We start from the raw sequence: 18,025 nt of genomic DNA, 5'->3' as shown, positions 1-18,025 counted from the left end.
TGCGTGGTCTTCCAGTCTTCTGGACTCACTACAATTAACACTAGTCATCTTAGTCGAGCTACCCCAGTCAGGACTTACCACTGATTACTGACTGGTTTCACTTTGTCATCTAAAAGGAGATCTTTTCATGGAAAATAGAAATACTGCTCATGTCCTTTGGTTCGATGACCTTCACCGCTCTGACGTTGAACTCGTTGGCGGTAAATCTTCATCACTTGGTGAATTAACTTCGTCTACTAACATTCCAGTTCCATATGGCTTTGCCACGACCGCCCATGCCTATCGCTATTTCATGGACACAACTGGAGCCAACGACAAAATCAAAGAATTGCTGGATAGTATCCAGGATTATGAAGACTCTGATGAACTCCACCAGGTCTGCACCAAGATTCGCAAAACAATTACAGACGCAAAAATGCCAGCGGACTTAGCTGAGAATATCAAACAAGCATACAGCGAGTTGGCTGACAAAGTTGGGCAAGAAAATCCCTTCGTTGCGATTCGTTCAAGTGCCACCGCTGAAGATTTACCTGACGCTTCATTTGCCGGCCAGCAAGATTCCTATTTAAACATTCGCGGCGGCGATGATGTGGTGCAAAAAGTGAAGGAGTGCTACGCTTCCCTCTTTACTGAACGTGCTACTTACTACCGCCATAAACAAGGCTTCCCACATGAAAAAGTAGCTCTCTCAGCTACAGTTCAAATGATGGTCTTCTCCAAAGCTTCTGGAATCATGTTCTCAGTTAACGTTGGAACAGGCGACGATACCAAAGTGATCATCGACAGTATCTGGGGCTTAGGCGAATATATCGTGCAAGGAACCGTGACACCTGATGACTTTGTGGTCGATAAAGCCAGCATGAAGATTGTTTCTAAAGACATTAACAAAAAGGATATCGAACTGACTCGTTTGCCAGATGGCGGTGTGGTCGAACGCGACATTCCAGCAGAACAAGCTAGCCAACCATCGATCACCGACGAACAAGTCATCGAACTAGCCGGCTACGCTAAAGAAATTGAACAACATTACGGCTGCTACATGGATATGGAATTTGCCTTAGACCAAAACACTAATAAACTCTGGTTAGTTCAGGCTCGTCCTGAAACTGTCTGGTCCCAGAAAAACAAAGACAAATCAGCCAAGACTGACGATGTCAAAGCCAATGTCACTGACGCTGAAGTTGTTGTCCGTGGGCTAGCAGCCAGTCCAGGTGTTGCCAGTGGTAAAGTTCACGTGATCGCTGATCCTAAAAATATTGATGAGTTTAAGGAAGGCGAAGTTTTAGTCACCACAATGACCTCCCCTGACTGGGTTCCAGCCATGAAGAAAGCTAAAGCGATCATCACTAATAATGGTGGGATGACCTGCCACGCTGCCATCGTTTCCCGAGAAATGCAAATTCCATGTATCGTTGGAACGACTAGTCGCGGAGTAGCTGCCATGGATGTCTTGCATACTGGTGATACTGTTACAGTTGATGCCAAAAACGGGATCGTCTATGCTGGTGAGATCCAAGCAATCATTGCTCCAGCTAAAGAAGCACCGCAATCCGGTGAAATTGCTGGTAATGCTGAATACTTTGCACCAACTGCAACCCAAGTCATGATGAACCTTGGCGACCCTAGTTTGGCAGATAAGTATTCCAAACTCCCAGCGGACGGCATTGGATTAATGCGCGAAGAATTTATTTGGACTAGCTATATTCATGAACATCCACTCTATCTGATCGACCAAGGTCACCCAGAAAAAGTGATCAACATGTTGGCCGAAGGAATCAGTCAAGTCGTGTGGGCGATGGCACCACGCCCAGTTGTCTTGCGTTTCTCAGACTTCAAGTCCAGTGAATACCGGAATTTAAAGGGCGGCGACCAGTACGAGCCACATGAATCCGCCGACTTACTTGGCTGGCGTGGCGCATCACGTTACTACGATCCGAAATATATTGAAGCCTTTAAGTTAGAATTAGAGGCAGTCAAGAAGGTTAGAAATGAATTTGGTTTAAAGAACCTAAATGTCATGATTCCATTTATCAGAACTGTGCCGGAAGCTCAGAAAGTAACGAACATTATGGCGGAAGCTGGCTTAGTACGGAGTGCAGACTTTAAAGTTTATATGATGGCTGAAATCCCATCAAATATCATCTTAGCTGACCAATTCAACCAGTTTATCGACGGTTACTCCATTGGCTCAAACGATTTAACGATGTTGCTCCTAGGCTGTGACCGGAACAATGATACGGTGGCTGAGCTCTTTGATGAACGTAATCTCGCTGTCAAACGAGCAATTGCACACTTGATTAAAGTTGCACATCGCGATGGCAAGACTGTTTCAATTTGTGGTCAAACCCCATCAGAATACCCAGACTTCACCAATTTCTTAGTTCAACAAGGAATCGATTATGTGTCTGTTAACCCTGATATGGTTAAAGCTACTAAACACAACGTTGCTCACTTTGAACAACGAATCATTTTGGACAACGCAACTGGTCATGGGCGCCAGGATTTAACTGAGTACGACTGGTAAAAAGAACGTTAAAAAGTGACTACAGCACTTAAAAGTAAGGACTTTCAATGCATTACTGACATTGGAAGTCCTTACTTTTTTGTATAAATTGGACCACCTTCACCTTGATTCACAGTGAAAATGGTCCGATTTTTATTTTAAAAAAATTGTCCTAGTTGGCTTGTTCAGCTAACGGATATTTTTTCGTCAATAATCCAGTCAGGTAGACACCCAACCCTAACAGTAACAACAGTAGAAATGTGGTGCCAAAAGCAAAATCAAATTTCTGAAGCCCATAGTAACCGAGTGTTCCAATTAACCACCAGGCAAAGTTCAAGCCAAGACTCAGGCGGCGCCGCAAGATAAAGGCACTCACAAACAAAATTGCAAAAAGTGGTGTAAAGACTGCACCAATCAAATAAAGAAAGTTCTCATAGTTGCTTAGTGAAACTAAGGTTGCTAACGCCAAACCTATCAACATCACACCAACCGCTAACCAATTAATGTTCCCCTTTTTTGCTAAGGTTTGAATGTTTTGCGCGGCTGAATAAGCATCCATAAAAGTCGTAGTAACAGTCGAGAAAACAATAATAAATAGTGCAACCAGCCCCAAGTTAGTATTAACTAATGCGGCAGTAAAATCAGTTTGTCCAGTATGAATGACAGTGATTAGGCCAATCATAAACATGAAGCAACTGGCCAGAAAATAGCCGCTAACACTGGCCAAGCTAAACTTAAGCGGGCGACGATTTTCATTTTGAGTATAATCCCCAATCAACGGCAACCACGACAAACTCATGGTCACACTCAATTCAACGGCGGCCCCAAAGCTCATTTCACCCAAATCAGTTGCTGGAACTGCGGCACCTTTGCCTGTCGCTAACACCCAGACTAAAATCAGCATGCCAACCGCCAATAAGAGCACCACGGCGTTATTAATTTTAAACAACCAGTCATGTTTTAATAGCAGCCAGACAATAATTAAGACTGTAATCACAACTGACATCCCGATAACTGAGCGGAAATGAAAGAGTTTAGCTGATAAACCGTTCATTGCGACCTGTGCGTTAACGATCATCACTGCTGTCCAACCAACCAATTGAATGGCATTTAACAACGCAAACAGTTTGACACCCCATTTGCCGAAAATCAACCCAACCACGCCAATCGCTGACTTATGATGGTGTGCTGACAAATACGCCGCTGGCAGTAAAAAGACAAAGCAGCCAATCACATGGCCAAGGATAATTGCCAGTGATCCTTTAGCCCAACCCAAAGGCGCGATCAAGGTTCCGGTCACGATTTCAGCAATTGAAATTGCGACTCCGACCCACAACAAAAACACATTCACATATCTATTCTTTGACATCTTGTTCTCCCCTAAAAACGCTAGATTTAAAAAACACTAGCGAACATGTCTAAGCTTTCTGACTTTGGTTTGTGATTTTAACTCAGAACTCTCCGCCTATCTATGCCCAGCCTTCAACGTCGAAACCGCATTAAGACTAGGGAACAATAATGCTCATCTCTTAAACGCCGCACTTTGCTCTATGCATAAAAAAGGCCTTCCTCTCGCATTTACTGCAAAAAGAAGGCCCACTATTATTCTTCACAAATAGCCGCACACTTTCCTTCGCAAGTCTTAACTCAACAGGTTCAAAGGGATTAGACCATGTCTATCTCAGCCAAACGGCACCCCTAGTGTCTTTTATTATATTCATTCTAACCGTTATAGTTCCAAGATGCAAGCGCTACTAAAAAAATCAGCCACTAATTCTCGTCCGACTTTTTCGGAAAATCTGCCGCAGTCGCTAACGGAGTTAAAGCAGTGAACTTTTCAGCCAGGTCGGCATACTTTTTCTGAGCACGTGTCACTGCAGATTCACCCAACGGCAAATGTAAGGGCAGGTTGTCTGCGTGATTGACTACTTGATCATAAATCGTGGCTGCAGCCGCTTTGGGATTTCCTGCTTCTGTACCAGCTCCCTGGGCGTATTCACGTAACGCTTGGTCTGTTTTTTGGTAATCTTTAGGAAAATCCGTATCCTTTTTTTGAGAGGAACGACCGGCCCAATCCGTCCGAAATGAACTTGGTTCGACTAACATCACCTTAATTTGATCTTCAGCCACTTCTTGTGCTAATGATTCAAAGAGACCTTCTACTGCAAACTTAGTCCCACTATAAAAGCTCAAAGCCGCTTCACCAATCAAACCAGCGTCAGAAGAGATTCCAATGATCACTCCAGCTTGTTGCCGGCGCATCACTGGCAACACCGCCTGTGTCATGTGAACTAGTCCCCAGACATTGACTTCAAACATTTGCCGGACGGTTTCTTCGTCAGCTTCTTCGAAGGTTGAAAAATAACCGAAACCAGCATTATTATCTAAGACGTCGAGCGTGCCAAATTTAGCGACCGTTTGTTCAACGACTGCCGCGACTTGTTGCTGGTCAGTCACGTCTAACGCTAACTTTAAGATCTGGCCATGATCATATTGATCCAAATAGCTAAGTTTGTCAGTATTGCGGGCAGTCGCAACTAAATTAATGTCAGGTTGTTGCGCCAACAACTCCGCTAATTCACGACCAAAACCTGTCGAGGTCCCTGTTAGTAACCATGTTTTTTTCATTGTTTGTCCTTTCTTTGTTGCCATTAATAACCCTATTATACAATAAGCCTCCTAACTAACGAGGAGAAACGCTAAGTCTAACTTTAACAATATTAATTAAAAACAGGAACAACGTTGACAGCTAGACTGCTGTAGGTTGTTCCTGTTTTTTAATTTACGCTTCATCCATTGTCACTTTGCTGCTGAGTTTAGCTTGATTCAACAAGACTGAACTAGTGACCACTGACAGTGAACTAAAGGCCATCGCTAGCCCGGCGATTTCTGGGCTGAGCGTCAACCCTAACCCATAAAAGACACCCGCAGCGACTGGAATGCCTAAGACATTATAGATAAACGCCCAGAATAAGTTTAACTTAATTCTTCCAAATGTTTTCTTACTCAAAGCCAAAGCCCGGTCAACATCACGTAAATCATTTTTGACTAACACAATTCCACCGGAGTCAATGGCAATATCTGTTCCAGACCCCATCGCGATTCCCACATCTGCCGTGCTCAATGCTGGAGCATCATTGATTCCGTCGCCAACAAAGGCCACCTTACCCTGTGCTTGCAGCTGCTTGATTTGTTCAGCCTTATCCTGTGGCAAAACGTCTGCGATCACCTGGTCGATTCCTACCTCATTAGCGATTGCTTGCGCCACTCGCTGGTTATCCCCAGTCAACATGACTGTCTTTAACCCGCGTGATTTTAGTGCCGCCATTGCTTCTTTTGAAGTTGATTTTGGTGCATCTTGAATCGCAATCAACCCAATGACTTTTTGGTTTAAGCCAACTAAAACCACTGTCTTAGCTTCATCTTGCAAACGCGTCATTTCTGCTTGCAGCTTGGCCGACATCTCATAATTATGGCGCAGTTTTTCATTACCGACAAATGCTTGCTGGCCTGCAACCGTCGCAGCCACACCTTGACCCTCGATTGCTTGAAAATCTGTCGCATGCTCAAACGCTAACTTCTGCTCCTTAGCAACTGTCATAATGGCAGTCGCCAATGGATGTTCTGAAGATTCCTCTAATGCAGCGGCGACTTTTAACACCTGTTTGTCAGCGCCCACAATATCAGTCACTTTCGGCTCTCCCACGGTAATTGTCCCAGTTTTATCAAAAACTACCGTCTGAATGTCATTCACTGTTTCAAGCACTTCACCGTTCTTGATCAAGATCCCCATTTTGGCACCTCGACCAGTTCCAACCATTAATGCGGTCGGAGTTGCGAGCCCTAATGCACATGGACAGGCGATCACCACCACAGAAACTGCAAAAATCAACGCATTAGCAACATTCACACCAACTACTGCATACCAAATCAAAAATGTCGCAATTGCAATCATCAAAACAACTGGCACAAAGATATCAGAAACCTTGTCAGTTAACTTTTGAATTGGTGCGTGACTATTTTGTGCCTTCTTGACCAGCTCAACAATTTGCGCCAGCATGGTATCATCACCAATTTTTTTAACTTTAAAAGTGAAAGTCCCGTTACCATTGATCGTTGCACCAATGACCTGGTCGCCAACTTGTTTTTTAACCGGCATACTTTCACCAGTCACCATCGATTCATCAATGTTGGAGCTGCCGCTTAAAATTTCGCCATCGACTGCCACTTTTTGCCCTGGTTTCACCCGCACTTCATCGCCCAACACCAGCTGATCAACTGGGAGCTTGACAAACTGCCCGTTCCGTTTGACCTCAGCATCTTTCGCCTGCAAGTCTACTAACTTTTCAATCGCGTTCGAGGCATTATTACGCATCCGTTCCTCTAAAACTTGGCCTAACAAGACAAAGGTGATCACAAAGGCTGCACTTTCAAAGAAAACTTGCTTACCGGTCGCCATTGCATAGATACTATATAGGTAAGCTGTCGCAGTGCCGACGGCGACCAAAGTATCCATATTAGAATGATGCTTTTTAAAGGATGCCCAAGCACTCTGAAGAAATGGTCCCGCCGATAAGGCCATCACGATCGTCGTTAACACTAGCATCGTCCACTGACCGCCTGGTAACATCCAACCAGTCAATGGCATCAGCAGCATCTCAATCAGCATTGGCACTGAGAGCACTAATGAGATCCAAAAGCGCGTCGTAATTTTCATTATTCAACAACTACTTTCCCAAAGAACATGTCCATTCCACAACTATATTGAAATTCACCTGCTTGATCAGTTGGTACTGTCACTGTTTTTGGCTGATTCAACGGTAATTCTTCTTCAAAGCCCATTTCTTTTGAATGCACAACATCCAAACACCCTTTGTCGTTGGTGCGAGTAAAAGTTAACTGGGCCGGAACACCTTGCTTTAAAGTTACTACTGCTGGATCGTAGCCACCTGCAACTGTGACATTAACTGCTTGAACTTGTTTTTCACTCATGATAATTCCTCCTAAGAATAGTTACTAAAAATTTTGACTGACTGATTAATGAATTTAGTACACTTTACTTGATGATCAATTTGCCATGGAACATATCCATGCCACAGGCCCATTCGAATTCGCCAGATTTACTAGTATCAATTTTAACTGACTTAGTTTCATCCTTGGGGAGTTCCTGGTTGATTCCAAAATCAGGGAAAACGACCCGATCCAAACAACTTGACGGGTCCTTTCTCGTAAAGTTGATTTTAGCAGGCACACCCTGCTTTAAGACCACCGTTTCTGGTGAATAGCCACCCAAAACCTCAACATCAATGCTTTGCTGGTCAGCGCTCAGGTCCGCTGTTCCTTCTTCGACTTCGTGCTTGCCGAAAAACCACCAGGCAATAAAAGCGATGATTGCTAAACCAACCAAGACCACGATAATTTTAATCATTAGATTTCTCCTTCTTTCTATGATTTCCTAGCAACAAGCATGTTCCACTCCGGGCAAACAGTTACAAGCAACCGTCTGTGGTGCTGATGCTAACTTAGTCGCCAGTACCGCTTGCATTTGTCGAATATCTGCCTGGCTTAAAGTCGTTTCCTCTAACAATTTTGTTAATTCCTGTCCCTTTTTCATTTCACACAAACGGGCAAAAGTTTCCTCAGCCATTTGATCCATCGCATGACTTTCGGTAATTAGCGGCAAATAGATGAAGCGGCGTCCATCTCTCACTGTTTTTAAAGCCTGTTTATTGACCAAGCGCCGCAACAAGGTTTTAACCGTTGACTCTGTCCAGTTCTTTTTCGCACGGATCAATGCGCTGACTTCACTACTACTAGCCTGACCCTTAGTCCAAATAATACGCATCAGTTCCCATTCTGCCGTCGTCATTTCAGGAGCCATTTCAGTGACTGCCATACTCTCATCTCTTTTCGTTTACATTTGTCATCTTTTCACCAATATCATAACATTATATTTACATTTGTCAACGAAAAAGCTAAGCTAAAAATAAAGCTTTTCCCACAAATACTTTGATCTTTGTGAAAGTGCAAACGTTTTACAATCAGTTAATTTCCTTATATAATAATGGGAATGAACTATAAATTTAACAAAGTGAGGTTTTATAGTATGGACTTAACAAGCACTTACACTTTAAGTAACGACGTCAAAATTCCAGTCGTTGGTTTTGGTACCTGGCAGACTCCCGATGGTGATGTCGCTGAATCTTCTGTTAAAGCAGCAATCGATGCTGGCTATCGTCACATTGACACAGCTGAAATGTACGGCAACGAAAAAAGTGTCGGCCGCGGAATCAAAGCTAGTGGTGTTGCCCGTGATGAAATCTTTATCACAAGTAAATTAAACAACATTTACCATACTTATGATCAAGCAACTGCCGCTTTAGACCAATCCTTGGCTGACCTTGGTATTGATTATTTAGACCTCTTCTTGATTCACTGGCCTAACCCAGCACAATATCGCGAAGATGACTGGGAAAAACACCTCCAAGAAACTTGGCGTGCTTTCGAAGATGCTTACAAAGCTGGTAAGATTCGGGCAATTGGTGTCTCCAACTTCCGCCAGCATCACTTAGAAGTTCTGGAAAAAACTCAGACTGTGGCACCAATGGTTAACCAAATCCACCTTTGCCCTGGTGATCACGATGACGAATTAGTTGAATATTCACGGGCACACGGGATGTTGCTGGAAGCTTACAGTCCATTTGGAACGGGTAAGATTTTCACTGACCCAACTTTACAAAAGCTAGCCGAAGAAACTCAGCATACAATTGCGCAAGTTTGTCTCCGCTGGTCGTTGCAGCGTGAATACCTGCCATTGCCTAAGTCTGTCCATGCGGACCGCATTGCGGAAAACACTCAGATTTTTGACTTTGAATTAACTGCTGAACAAATGTCCGAAATTGATCAACTAGTTGGGATTGGCGGCTACGGTAGTGACCCTGATAAAACAAACTTTTAATTAACAGAGCGGAGTGAGGCGGTTAAGAGACGAGCATTATCGTAACCTAACCTTTAATGCGGTTTAGGCATTGAAGGTTGGGCTGAGATAAGCGGAATCTCTTGCCTCAAGGAGCTCGACTAAAAAAATAATCTAAAGAACGAGACTGTCTGTTTGCCAAATTTGGCAAGGATAGTCTCGTTTTAGTAGTTCAATAAATTTTTAGACCAAAGCCTTCCAAAGTTAGATACAGGGCTCACTGTATGTATTACTTCCCCTGACTTATGTCTACAGAACTCGCTGTACACATTACTTCCCCTGACTTATGTCTACAGAACTCGCTGTACACGTTACTTTCCCAAACTTATGTCTACAGAGCCCGCTGTACACATTACTTCCACAGACTTATGTCTACAGAGCACACTGTACACGTTACTTCTCCGGACTTACGTCTACAGAGCACACAGATTTGTAGACCCGAGCCTCCCAGAGTTCAGTCCACAAACAGTTTTATTGAGAGCATTTCACATTTAGCTCTTTGCAAATAAAAAAGCACCAGCTGATTTTCAAGTTACATAACTTAGGAATCAACTGGTGCTTTTATGCTTTAAGAAGCTTGTTTAGCTTGCTTCATTTTAGAGCTCTTAGTTTGATAAACTGTTCGCTGCAACTGATCATCACTCGCTGCAACACCGATGGCAGTGGTTGTATCACCGACTACATTGGCAACTGTCCGAAACATCCCAACAAACCAATCAATGCCTGCAAACAAGCCAATGCTAGCAGCCGGCATTCCTAGGGCCGGCACCATGATCGTTAACGCAACTAAACCTCCACCTGGTACGACGACCGTCCCTAAGCAGGCTAAAATTGCTAAAACAACCACTTTCCCTAACATTCCAAACGTCAAACTAGTTCCCATTAACTGCATCATCGTGACACAAACTAATGACAAGTACAGTGCTAACCCATTACTATTCAGAGCCATCCCTAATGGTAAAACCAGCTGGCTGACTGGCTGACTGACCCCTAATTTGTCACGCGCTACCTTCATTTCCACCGGCAAAGCGACCGCTGAAGAAGTAGTAGTGAAAGCAACAACAATAATCTCGCTAAAGCCTTTCACCAAACTGAGCAAAGGAACTTTGGCATACCAACTAGTAAAACAAAATAGTCCGCCAACAAACAGTACCGTCAATAAGGCGTAATCCCCTAAGAAACGCACTAACGGTAAGAGCACCTGACTGCCATTGGTGGCTAACGCAGTGGCAACCAGTGAAGCAATCCCTAGCGGCGCTAACTTCATAACTAACATGACCATTTTGACCACGAGTTGGTTGACTTGTTTAACCAGTTCTAGGACTCGCTGATAATTGCCCTGCACGTTGGCACGGCTCAAAACGACCCCGAACAAACTCGCAAATACCAAAACTTGAATCACATTCCCACTTGAAAGAGAGTTAAAGATGTTTGTGGGAAAGAAATTCAACACGGTATCATGGAAGTTAGTTGCGGCTGGTCCCTTAAACTTAGTCCCCGCAAATTGCGCTAAATCAGCTACTTTTCCTGGTTGTAAAATTAACCCGCCGCCAATGCCGAGTAATGCCGCTAATACTGTTGTTACAAAAAACCAGCAACCCGTTTTTAGTCCTAGCCGTCCTAAATCTTGGGGCTTGAGGCTCCCCAACGCCTCGATCACTGCCCCAAAAATCATTAGCACGACACCCATTTGAATCAAACGCAAAAAGATTTCCCCAATAATGCTTAAATCTTGGGCTAGTTTGGGCCAAACTGCTCCTAAGACGACCCCGACTAGCATTGCGCCAGTGATTTGAGTAGTTAGACTAAATTTACGCACTGATTTTCCTCCATTCCATTCTTTTAGCTCCTAAAAAGCCAAGTTCTGCAAGCTGGCAGTTAATAAAGCGACCCCCGCCTGCAAATCAGCCTCACTTGTGTTTTCCGCAGGTGCATGGCTGACTCCCCCAATACTTGGTACAAAGATCATCGTCGTTGGTGTCACTCGACTCATGATCTCACTATCATGTCCCGCTCCTGAAGCCAGTTCTAACTGACTTAAACCCAGTTTTTGCGCTAGTTTGCGGTTAGCGGCCAGCAACTGTGAATCCAAGTGAGTTGGCAAGTCATGAGCCCAACGCTCGATTTCAGTGTGGAAACCTGCGCGTTGACCCAACTGCTCAACTTGTTGGCGCAGTAGCTGTTCATAGTGATCTAAGGTTGCTTCGTCATCATGGTGACAGTCAACCGTAAAGTTAACTTGACCAGGGATCACGTTGACCGTATTTGGCAAGACATTCAGTTGCCCTACTGTAAATGTCAACTGATCCGAAACCTCACCAGCTAACGAATGCAGCTTGCCAATGAGTTCAGCTGCAGCTAACAAAGCGTCTTGCCGTTGGTCCATCGGAGTCGTTCCCGCATGATTGGCATTTCCATGAACTTGGATCGTAAACCGCCGTTGTCCGCAAATCGCTGTCACTAAGCCAATTTGCGCGTGAGCTAATTCTAGCCGAGGACCTTGTTCAATGTGTAATTCTGTAAAACAAGCAGGTACAGCTGGTATGCCACGGTTGACCCCTGTGATTGCTTGCAGTTTTGCGACTGCCTCCTGTTTGGCCGCTGCAAACGAAACTCCATTTTCGTCAGTCAAATCAAGGTCTTGGTCCGCTTTGATATAGTGCTTAGAACCGGTAAAAGTCGTGGGAAAACGGCTGCCTTCTTCTTCACTAAAGGAAATCAACCGTACCGTGTGTTGTAAACGTGCGGCATCTTTTTGCAGGTTTAAGACTGCTTGCAAACCACCAAGCACCCCGTACAAGCCATCGTAACGTCCGCCATCCGTAACTGTGTCAATGTGCGAACCCGTCGCGACCACCTGACTGCTTGTTTGCCCTGGCAGGTCTGCATAAACAGTCCCAAAATCATCCACCATTACTTGTAAACCGTGCGCTAAGGCAAATTTAATCACTAATCCCTGAGCTGCCACCCAGTTGGCGGAATAAACTGCCCGATTTTGCCCGGGTGTCTCGCGTGACAGGTCGATAATTTGTGCAAATAATTCTTGGACTGTCTCAACTGCTTTTTCTGTCATCTCTTAACCTTTCTGGCTAACACCTTTCACTGGTGAAGAAGCTACTGCACCATGTTCGATCACACGTCCTGGTTGAGCAAGATATGCTTTGCGCCCAGCTTCGACTGCCAAACGGAAAGCTTCTGCCATCAATGGAATGTTGCCGGCAGTTGCCATCGAAGTATTCGCCATGATCGCGTCCGCACCCATTTCCATTGCTTCGGCTGCTTGACTTGGACGACCGATCCCGGCATCAACGATGACTGGGACATCAATTTCGTCGATCAAAATTTGAATCAGATCCTTCGTAGCTAATCCTTTATTAGTGCCAATTGGTGCAGCTAATGGCATCACTGTGGCAGCTCCGGCATCAACCAAACTATGGGCAACATTTAGGTCTGGCAGCACATACGGCATCACGATAAAGCCTTCTTTAGCCAATACTTCTGTCGCCTTTAATGTTTCGTAGTTATCTGGCATTAAGTATTTCTTATCGGGAACAACTTCCAGCTTAACAAAGTCACTGCCGCTTAATTCACGGGCGATACGGGCAGTCCGAATTGCTTCTTCGGCAGTGGTTGAACCGGAAGTATTTGGTAAGATCGTGACGTCTGCTGGAATATAGTTCAAAATATTTTCTTCTGCGCTGACATTCCGACGCAAGGCCATGGTAATGATTTGTGCCTGAGCATTTTTAACCGCAGCGTCGATCAAGTCATATGAATATTTGCCTGAGCCCAAAATAAAACGTGATGAAAAGGTGTGACCACCAATTGTTAATAAATCTTCTGTCATTTTAAATTCCTCCATTTATCAGTCAGTTCTGTTGCAACTAAGTTTTTATTCTGCGCCAAGGATCAAACGAGTGATCATGTTGGCTTCATGACCAGCACAGATCATGACCCGCGGTGCCATTAAGCCTTCCATCCCCTTGGAAACACCATCGCCCGCGATGTAAAGATTCTCACGCAAATGTTTGGTGGTGATCTCGTTTGAGCTATGTATTCCGGCCATTCCAGTTCCCATCACAAGCGGTTTCTCTGGAAATTCTGTACTAGCATTTTCCAACAGTAATGCTTTAGCAGCTGGATTATCAAAGGCTTCACAGATGATATCCGCATCCGCAAATAGTTCGGGCACATTTTCAGCGGTAACTTCCGTTTGAATTGCATCTACGGTCACAAATGGGTTAACTTCTTGCAGGTTTTGCTTCATTGCTTGAACCTTAGGCATTCCCACCTGGCTGAATTTAAATTGTTGCCGGTTTAAATTGCTCAGTTCTACTTCGTCAAAATCGATCAATGTTAAATGACCGACTCCAATTCTCGTTAATGCCAGTGAAATGTTAGTTTCCAAACCACCGCAGCCAGCAATTGTGACGTGTGCCGCCGCTAATTTAGCCGTTGAATCTTTAACGTTTCGTTCCTTCATTCCGGTATAAACGTCGTTAACCGGAACACCTTGCAGTTTTAATTCTGTCAATTTTTGTTCCCCCTAACGTCCGCCGCCGACAAATGAGATCAATTCTACTTTGTCGTTATCTTTTAACTGTGTCTGGGCAAATTCTGCACGGTGAATAATTTCGCCGTTCAATTCCACCACCACATTTTCTACTGCGACTGCTCGTTGTGCCAATAAATCAGCAACTGACAACCCTGCCTTGCCTTCTTCTTTCGTTCCATTCACTGTTACCATCAAAAAATCCCCCTTCTTCATTGACCGAAGAAAGAGGGATTTGAGCAAACGTTGCCCGCACTGCTTCCACACAAAAAGAGTCTCCTCTCATGTCTGAAAGAAGGCTCTAGTTTAGCATACGTTAACTTATAACTCGCTCTTCCTCCGGTAGTATAAACTACATCAGGTTCAATGAGTATGATCTCAGCCATTTCTGGCACCTCAGACGAACTTATAATGATTTATTTAAATGATACTCCCATTATCAAACTATTATGGAGGCGCTGTCAAGCTTTTTTTTTTTCGTGAAAAAACAGTCGGCTAAAGTTTTTCTTTGGCTACCATCTGTCCCTGGTCTAAGACCTGCTCAATTTCACTTGAAATTAGATGGTACATTAACTTTTCAAACACAGTTTAACTGCCTGATTTGAAACAAAACAACCTAACTCTGGTCAGCACAAAAAGGTACCGTAAAACACTCCAAATCAGCGTTTTACGATACCTTTTTTATTTTGCATTAACCAGCTTTAGTCAGCACTGATGATTGCAGCAACTGCTTGGTTCACAGCTGCTTTTTCATCTTCAATCAAAGCTACTCGTCCTTCGATCACCTTAGTATCCATCTGGATCTCACGAGTCAAACCGGCTGTTTCAAGTTGTGGTTCGAAGAATTCCTTGAACTCTGCCAAACGTTCTGGCGTCTTAAAGACACCGGCCGTAACAGTAATGAATGTTGGGAATTCCATGTCGCCGCCGACTGTTTTTTCTAACCAAGACCAGTCATTTCTGATCCAGTCCCATGCGAGTTGTTGTCCAGCATCGTTAGCCAAAACGCCACGATACCAAGCACGCAAATCTTGGGGCTTAATAATTTCACTGTTTTCATATGCAGCGACGATTTTAGCTAACAGATCTTTGTCCGGTGTCATTGGTAAGACAGCGGCAATGTCATTTTTATAACTGCCATCAGCTGTTTGTGTGTAGTCTGTTAGCAGTTGGTCAAACAGTGCAGCACTACTATAGTTTTGTACTTCATTTTCCAAAACATAAACTCGAATATCAGCTGGTAAAGAAACTAATGCTGATTGATTTGCAGTAAAGAGTTCATGCGCTGCTGCAATTGCAGTCTGGTTTTTAGCGTACAAAGCAGCGTGCAAAACATATGGGCGTGTTAACTGGTCATCAATTGATTCACCAGCTTGTGGTTGCCAGCCTAAACGTTGCACCTGCGCACTGCTGAGGCGGTCAAATAACTGCCGTAATTCAGTTTCTTCCTGTGAATCAGGAGTAACAAACTTCTTCAAGTTGCCAGCAACTTGGTACAAAGCTGCGTTCACAACGTTAGAATGACTGTCCGCAAAACGTGGCAACAATGGCACGACATCTGCGTATGAAATATGCCGACCTTCAGCTAATAAACGGAGATCTTGTAATAACTGTAACTGAGAAATCGCATCTAAATCACTGCTATTATCCAAAATATCTTGCAGTAAGGTTTGGTCGTATTTCACAATAAAGTGTGACCCATTTTCAAGGTTTAAGCGGAATGGTTTACCCGCTGCTTGACGTAGTTCTTGGTAGTCACCCACAGTTACAGTGCGTTCTGCCATAATTTGTGGCACAGCATCGTAATTAGCGTTTAATGGAATTTGCCAAGTCCGACCAACTTCTTGACCAGCACCAATGAAGAATTGTTGTTGGCTCAACGTTAATTTGCCATCTACTACACTCGCGCTAACCACTGGATAGCCAGGTTGTTCCAGCCAGGTATTCATGATCGCTGCTAAGTCGATCCCGGCTGCTTTGCCCAAAGCGTCCCACAAATCAGCTCCGGATGCATTTCCGTATTGATGCGCTTCGAAGTACGCCTTCAAACCCTGACGTAAAGCATCGTCACCAATCAAGGCCCGAACCATGACTAACATCCGTGAACCTTTAGCGTACACGATCGCACCATCAAAAATTGCGTCGATCTCAGCTGGTTTTTCCACCTGAACATGCACGGACTGAACCCCATCGGTCGCATCACGTTGTAAAGCAGAAGACGCTTCGGAAGTTTGGAAAAGTTCCCAAATATGCCAGTCTGGTTCTAAGGCATCGATCGCCACATATTCCATCATGTTAGCGAAACTTTCATTCAACCAGAGGTCATCCCACCACTGCATCGTGACTAAATCACCAAACCATTGATGAGCTAACTCATGAGCGATCACTGTCGCAACTAATTCCTTAGTTTCTAAGGAAGTGTTGTCTGGATCTAAGACCAAGTATGCTTCACGATAAGTTACCAAGCCCCAGTTTTCCATCGCACCGGCTGAGAAATCAGGCAACGCTAACTGCCATGAGTGTGCTAGCGGATATGGTGTTTGATAGAAGTCTTCGAAAAATTCAATCGAACGTTTGGCAATGTCTAATGGGAAATCTAATTCATTTTCTTGGTGCGCCTTAGTTGAAAAGACGCCAATTTGAACGCCGCTCTTAGTCTTGGTATATTTGCTTTGCATTTCGCCAAAAGCAAAAGCCACTAAGTAAGTCGACATTTTAACTGTTCGTTCAAAGTAATGCACGCCATCTTCAACTTTAGCTTCTGGCATGTTCGCGATAATTGTTTCACCAGCTTGCTCGTCAAACTTAATGGCTAGTTCGAATTCGGCTTTAGCGGCAGGTTCATCAATACATGGAAAGGCCTGGCGGGCAGCAGTCGTTTCAAACTGCGTACCGATCAACTGCTTCTTTTCCCCGTTGACTTGGTAGTATGAAGGATAGATTCCCATCATTGTATCTGTCAAGGGTGCTGTATAATCGATCGTTAAAGTCACTTCACCGGTCTGCGGCAAATCAATCGTCAGTACTTCCTCTGCATCATCGGTCGTAAAGTTCAATTCTTGTTCCGCCAATTTAACGGCAGACACCTGTAAGAACTTCTGGTTCACCGCGATTTGAGAACTTTGGGCAAGGCCAGTAATGGTGGTTTGGCCGCTGATTACTTTAGCAGCGCGATCGATATCTAAGTAAACTTGGTACAAACTAGGTTGGAACTTTTCAAATAAACGTGACAATATAAAATACCTCCTATATGAAATAACAGAGCGGAGTGAAACGGGAGAAAACGAGCACCATCGGAACTCAGGAGTTAATGCGCTTTAGGCATTAACCCTGAGTTTGGATGGGCGGAACTTTCTGTCTCACGGAGCTCGACTAATAACAGAGCGGAACAATCCGGTTAGAAGATGAGCACTAACAAGCTTTTAGACATAATGCGGTTTTGGCATTGTGCCTAAAAGTAGGTTAGGCGGAATCTTCTGGATTGTGGAGCTCGACTAAAAATAAGCTGCGTTCTCATTTTTTAATATTTTAACATAATAATCTAATTATACGACATCATTAACTAATAATGCTATCCATTACTCTTATCTGTCAGCTGATTTTCATTAAATTTTTCTGCAGTTGCTCTCTTAATGCTGATTCTAAACAAAGAATTTAAAATATTCGTCCTTTCAAAGCGTAATTACAGTTTCTAAAATTTATCCACAAAAAGTTAATATTACCAGTGATTCTCTATCAATTGTTATGCCTTTTATAGCATGTTATAATAAACCTGCAAAATGAGATAAAAGACGTTTTAGAACGACACAAAGCCCCAGCCTAATGCGAATAGACTGAGGCTTTTTTTACATTCGCTGCGACTACGAATGTGTGTAGTTAGAGCAGCAACATTATAAATTAACTTGCTCCTAACAGCATGTTAGAATGCGTTTGCAACTCGAAAATAGATTTTGTACAAAGACGCAATAACCACCCCTACCTGATATAGGGGTGG

General features: G+C 43.9%; 14 protein-coding genes and 2 riboswitches. Of the genes, 2 read left to right on the top strand and 12 right to left on the bottom strand.

The genetic code is table 11. From position 1 onward, the window contains the following. The first annotated feature begins 127 nt into the window (after positions 1–127). On the top strand, positions 128–2,524 hold the full coding sequence (gene ppsA / locus LPAF129_RS06675; protein WP_244055399.1) for a phosphoenolpyruvate synthase: 2,397 nt from the start codon (positions 128–130) through the stop codon (positions 2,522–2,524). A 151-nt stretch (positions 2,525–2,675) separates the two neighbouring features. Here ppsA and cytX read toward each other — a convergent pair whose 3' ends face one another. The 6 genes from cytX to LPAF129_RS06645 all read right to left on the bottom strand — a co-directional run bounded on the left by cytX (position 2,676) and on the right by LPAF129_RS06645 (position 8,399). Continuing rightward, the gene (gene cytX / locus LPAF129_RS06670) at positions 2,676–3,872 is read right to left on the bottom strand and encodes a putative hydroxymethylpyrimidine transporter CytX (protein ID WP_244055398.1); all 1,197 of its coding nucleotides are present in this window, start codon (positions 3,870–3,872) and stop codon (positions 2,676–2,678) included. A 242-nt stretch (positions 3,873–4,114) separates the two neighbouring features. Then, a riboswitch (TPP riboswitch) is annotated at positions 4,115–4,213 on the bottom strand. Between the two features lie 60 nt (positions 4,214–4,273). Next, entirely contained in the window at positions 4,274–5,155 is an 882-nt protein-coding gene (locus LPAF129_RS06665; protein ID WP_244055397.1) for an SDR family NAD(P)-dependent oxidoreductase, read from the bottom strand. Positions 5,156–5,285: 130 nt separating this feature from the next. Then, positions 5,286–7,220 carry a copper-translocating P-type ATPase gene (locus LPAF129_RS06660; RefSeq protein WP_244055396.1) on the bottom strand — a complete coding sequence of 645 codons (1,935 nt, stop codon included), beginning with the start codon at positions 7,218–7,220 and terminating at the stop codon, positions 5,286–5,288. Next, on the bottom strand, positions 7,220–7,495 hold the full coding sequence (locus LPAF129_RS06655) for a cupredoxin domain-containing protein (protein ID WP_244055395.1): 276 nt from the start codon (positions 7,493–7,495) through the stop codon (positions 7,220–7,222). Before LPAF129_RS06655 ends, LPAF129_RS06660 begins: the two co-directional genes overlap by 1 nt. Before the next feature lie 64 nt (positions 7,496–7,559). Then, positions 7,560–7,931, bottom strand: a complete 372-nt coding sequence (locus LPAF129_RS06650) for a cupredoxin domain-containing protein (protein WP_244055394.1) — start codon at positions 7,929–7,931, stop codon at positions 7,560–7,562. Positions 7,932–7,958: 27 nt separating this feature from the next. Next, positions 7,959–8,399, bottom strand: coding sequence for a CopY/TcrY family copper transport repressor (locus LPAF129_RS06645; protein WP_244055393.1), 441 nt, complete (start codon positions 8,397–8,399; stop codon positions 7,959–7,961). A gap of 210 nt (positions 8,400–8,609) precedes the next feature. On the opposite strand from LPAF129_RS06645, the gene LPAF129_RS06640 reads away from it, so the two are divergent. Then, complete coding sequence (locus LPAF129_RS06640) at positions 8,610–9,461, top strand: aldo/keto reductase (protein ID WP_244055389.1); 852 nt, start codon at positions 8,610–8,612, stop codon at positions 9,459–9,461. A gap of 586 nt (positions 9,462–10,047) precedes the next feature. Here the strand turns inward: LPAF129_RS06640 and LPAF129_RS06635 are convergent. From LPAF129_RS06635 to LPAF129_RS06610, 6 genes are all read right to left on the bottom strand, one after another. After that, complete coding sequence (locus LPAF129_RS06635) at positions 10,048–11,298, bottom strand: dicarboxylate/amino acid:cation symporter (RefSeq protein WP_244055388.1); 1,251 nt, start codon at positions 11,296–11,298, stop codon at positions 10,048–10,050. Between the two features lie 30 nt (positions 11,299–11,328). Then, positions 11,329–12,552, bottom strand: coding sequence for a M20 family metallo-hydrolase (locus LPAF129_RS06630; protein WP_244055387.1), 1,224 nt, complete (start codon positions 12,550–12,552; stop codon positions 11,329–11,331). A 3-nt stretch (positions 12,553–12,555) separates the two neighbouring features. Then, positions 12,556–13,326, bottom strand: coding sequence for a thiazole synthase (locus tag LPAF129_RS06625; RefSeq protein ID WP_244055386.1), 771 nt, complete (start codon positions 13,324–13,326; stop codon positions 12,556–12,558). Positions 13,327–13,371: 45 nt separating this feature from the next. Next, the gene (thiF, locus tag LPAF129_RS06620; RefSeq protein WP_244055384.1) at positions 13,372–14,013 is read right to left on the bottom strand and encodes a sulfur carrier protein ThiS adenylyltransferase ThiF; all 642 of its coding nucleotides are present in this window, start codon (positions 14,011–14,013) and stop codon (positions 13,372–13,374) included. Between the two features lie 12 nt (positions 14,014–14,025). Then, positions 14,026–14,226 carry a sulfur carrier protein ThiS gene (gene thiS, locus LPAF129_RS06615; RefSeq protein ID WP_244055383.1) on the bottom strand — a complete coding sequence of 67 codons (201 nt, stop codon included), beginning with the start codon at positions 14,224–14,226 and terminating at the stop codon, positions 14,026–14,028. Between the two features lie 121 nt (positions 14,227–14,347). Beyond that, positions 14,348–14,440: riboswitch (TPP riboswitch) on the bottom strand. Between the two features lie 292 nt (positions 14,441–14,732). After that, on the bottom strand, positions 14,733–17,264 hold the full coding sequence (locus LPAF129_RS06610) for a M1 family metallopeptidase (protein WP_244055380.1): 2,532 nt from the start codon (positions 17,262–17,264) through the stop codon (positions 14,733–14,735). Positions 17,265–18,025 lie beyond the last annotated feature (761 nt).

Source organism: Ligilactobacillus pabuli, assembly GCF_022836475.1.
GTDB lineage: Bacteria > Bacillota > Bacilli > Lactobacillales > Lactobacillaceae > Ligilactobacillus > Ligilactobacillus pabuli.
This window is presented reverse-complemented; position numbering and strand designations above follow the sequence as displayed.

Excerpts from the sequence above, each read along its gene's own strand:
- LPAF129_RS06665 (WP_244055397.1), bottom strand. The coding sequence starts at position 5,155 with ATGGCAACAAAGAAAGGACAAACAATGAAAAAAACATGGTTACTAACA.
- thiS (WP_244055383.1), bottom strand. The coding sequence starts at position 14,226 with ATGGTAACAGTGAATGGAACGAAAGAAGAAGGCAAGGCAGGGTTGTCA.
- LPAF129_RS06640 (WP_244055389.1), top strand. The coding sequence starts at position 8,610 with ATGGACTTAACAAGCACTTACACTTTAAGTAACGACGTCAAAATTCCA.
- LPAF129_RS06645 (WP_244055393.1), bottom strand. The coding sequence starts at position 8,399 with ATGGCAGTCACTGAAATGGCTCCTGAAATGACGACGGCAGAATGGGAA.
- LPAF129_RS06625 (WP_244055386.1), bottom strand. The coding sequence starts at position 13,326 with ATGACAGAAGATTTATTAACAATTGGTGGTCACACCTTTTCATCACGT.
- LPAF129_RS06630 (WP_244055387.1), bottom strand. The coding sequence starts at position 12,552 with ATGACAGAAAAAGCAGTTGAGACAGTCCAAGAATTATTTGCACAAATT.
- LPAF129_RS06655 (WP_244055395.1), bottom strand. The coding sequence starts at position 7,495 with ATGAGTGAAAAACAAGTTCAAGCAGTTAATGTCACAGTTGCAGGTGGC.
- ppsA (WP_244055399.1), top strand. The coding sequence starts at position 128 with ATGGAAAATAGAAATACTGCTCATGTCCTTTGGTTCGATGACCTTCAC.
- LPAF129_RS06660 (WP_244055396.1), bottom strand. The coding sequence starts at position 7,220 with ATGAAAATTACGACGCGCTTTTGGATCTCATTAGTGCTCTCAGTGCCA.
- cytX (WP_244055398.1), bottom strand. The coding sequence starts at position 3,872 with ATGTCAAAGAATAGATATGTGAATGTGTTTTTGTTGTGGGTCGGAGTC.
- LPAF129_RS06650 (WP_244055394.1), bottom strand. The coding sequence starts at position 7,931 with ATGATTAAAATTATCGTGGTCTTGGTTGGTTTAGCAATCATCGCTTTT.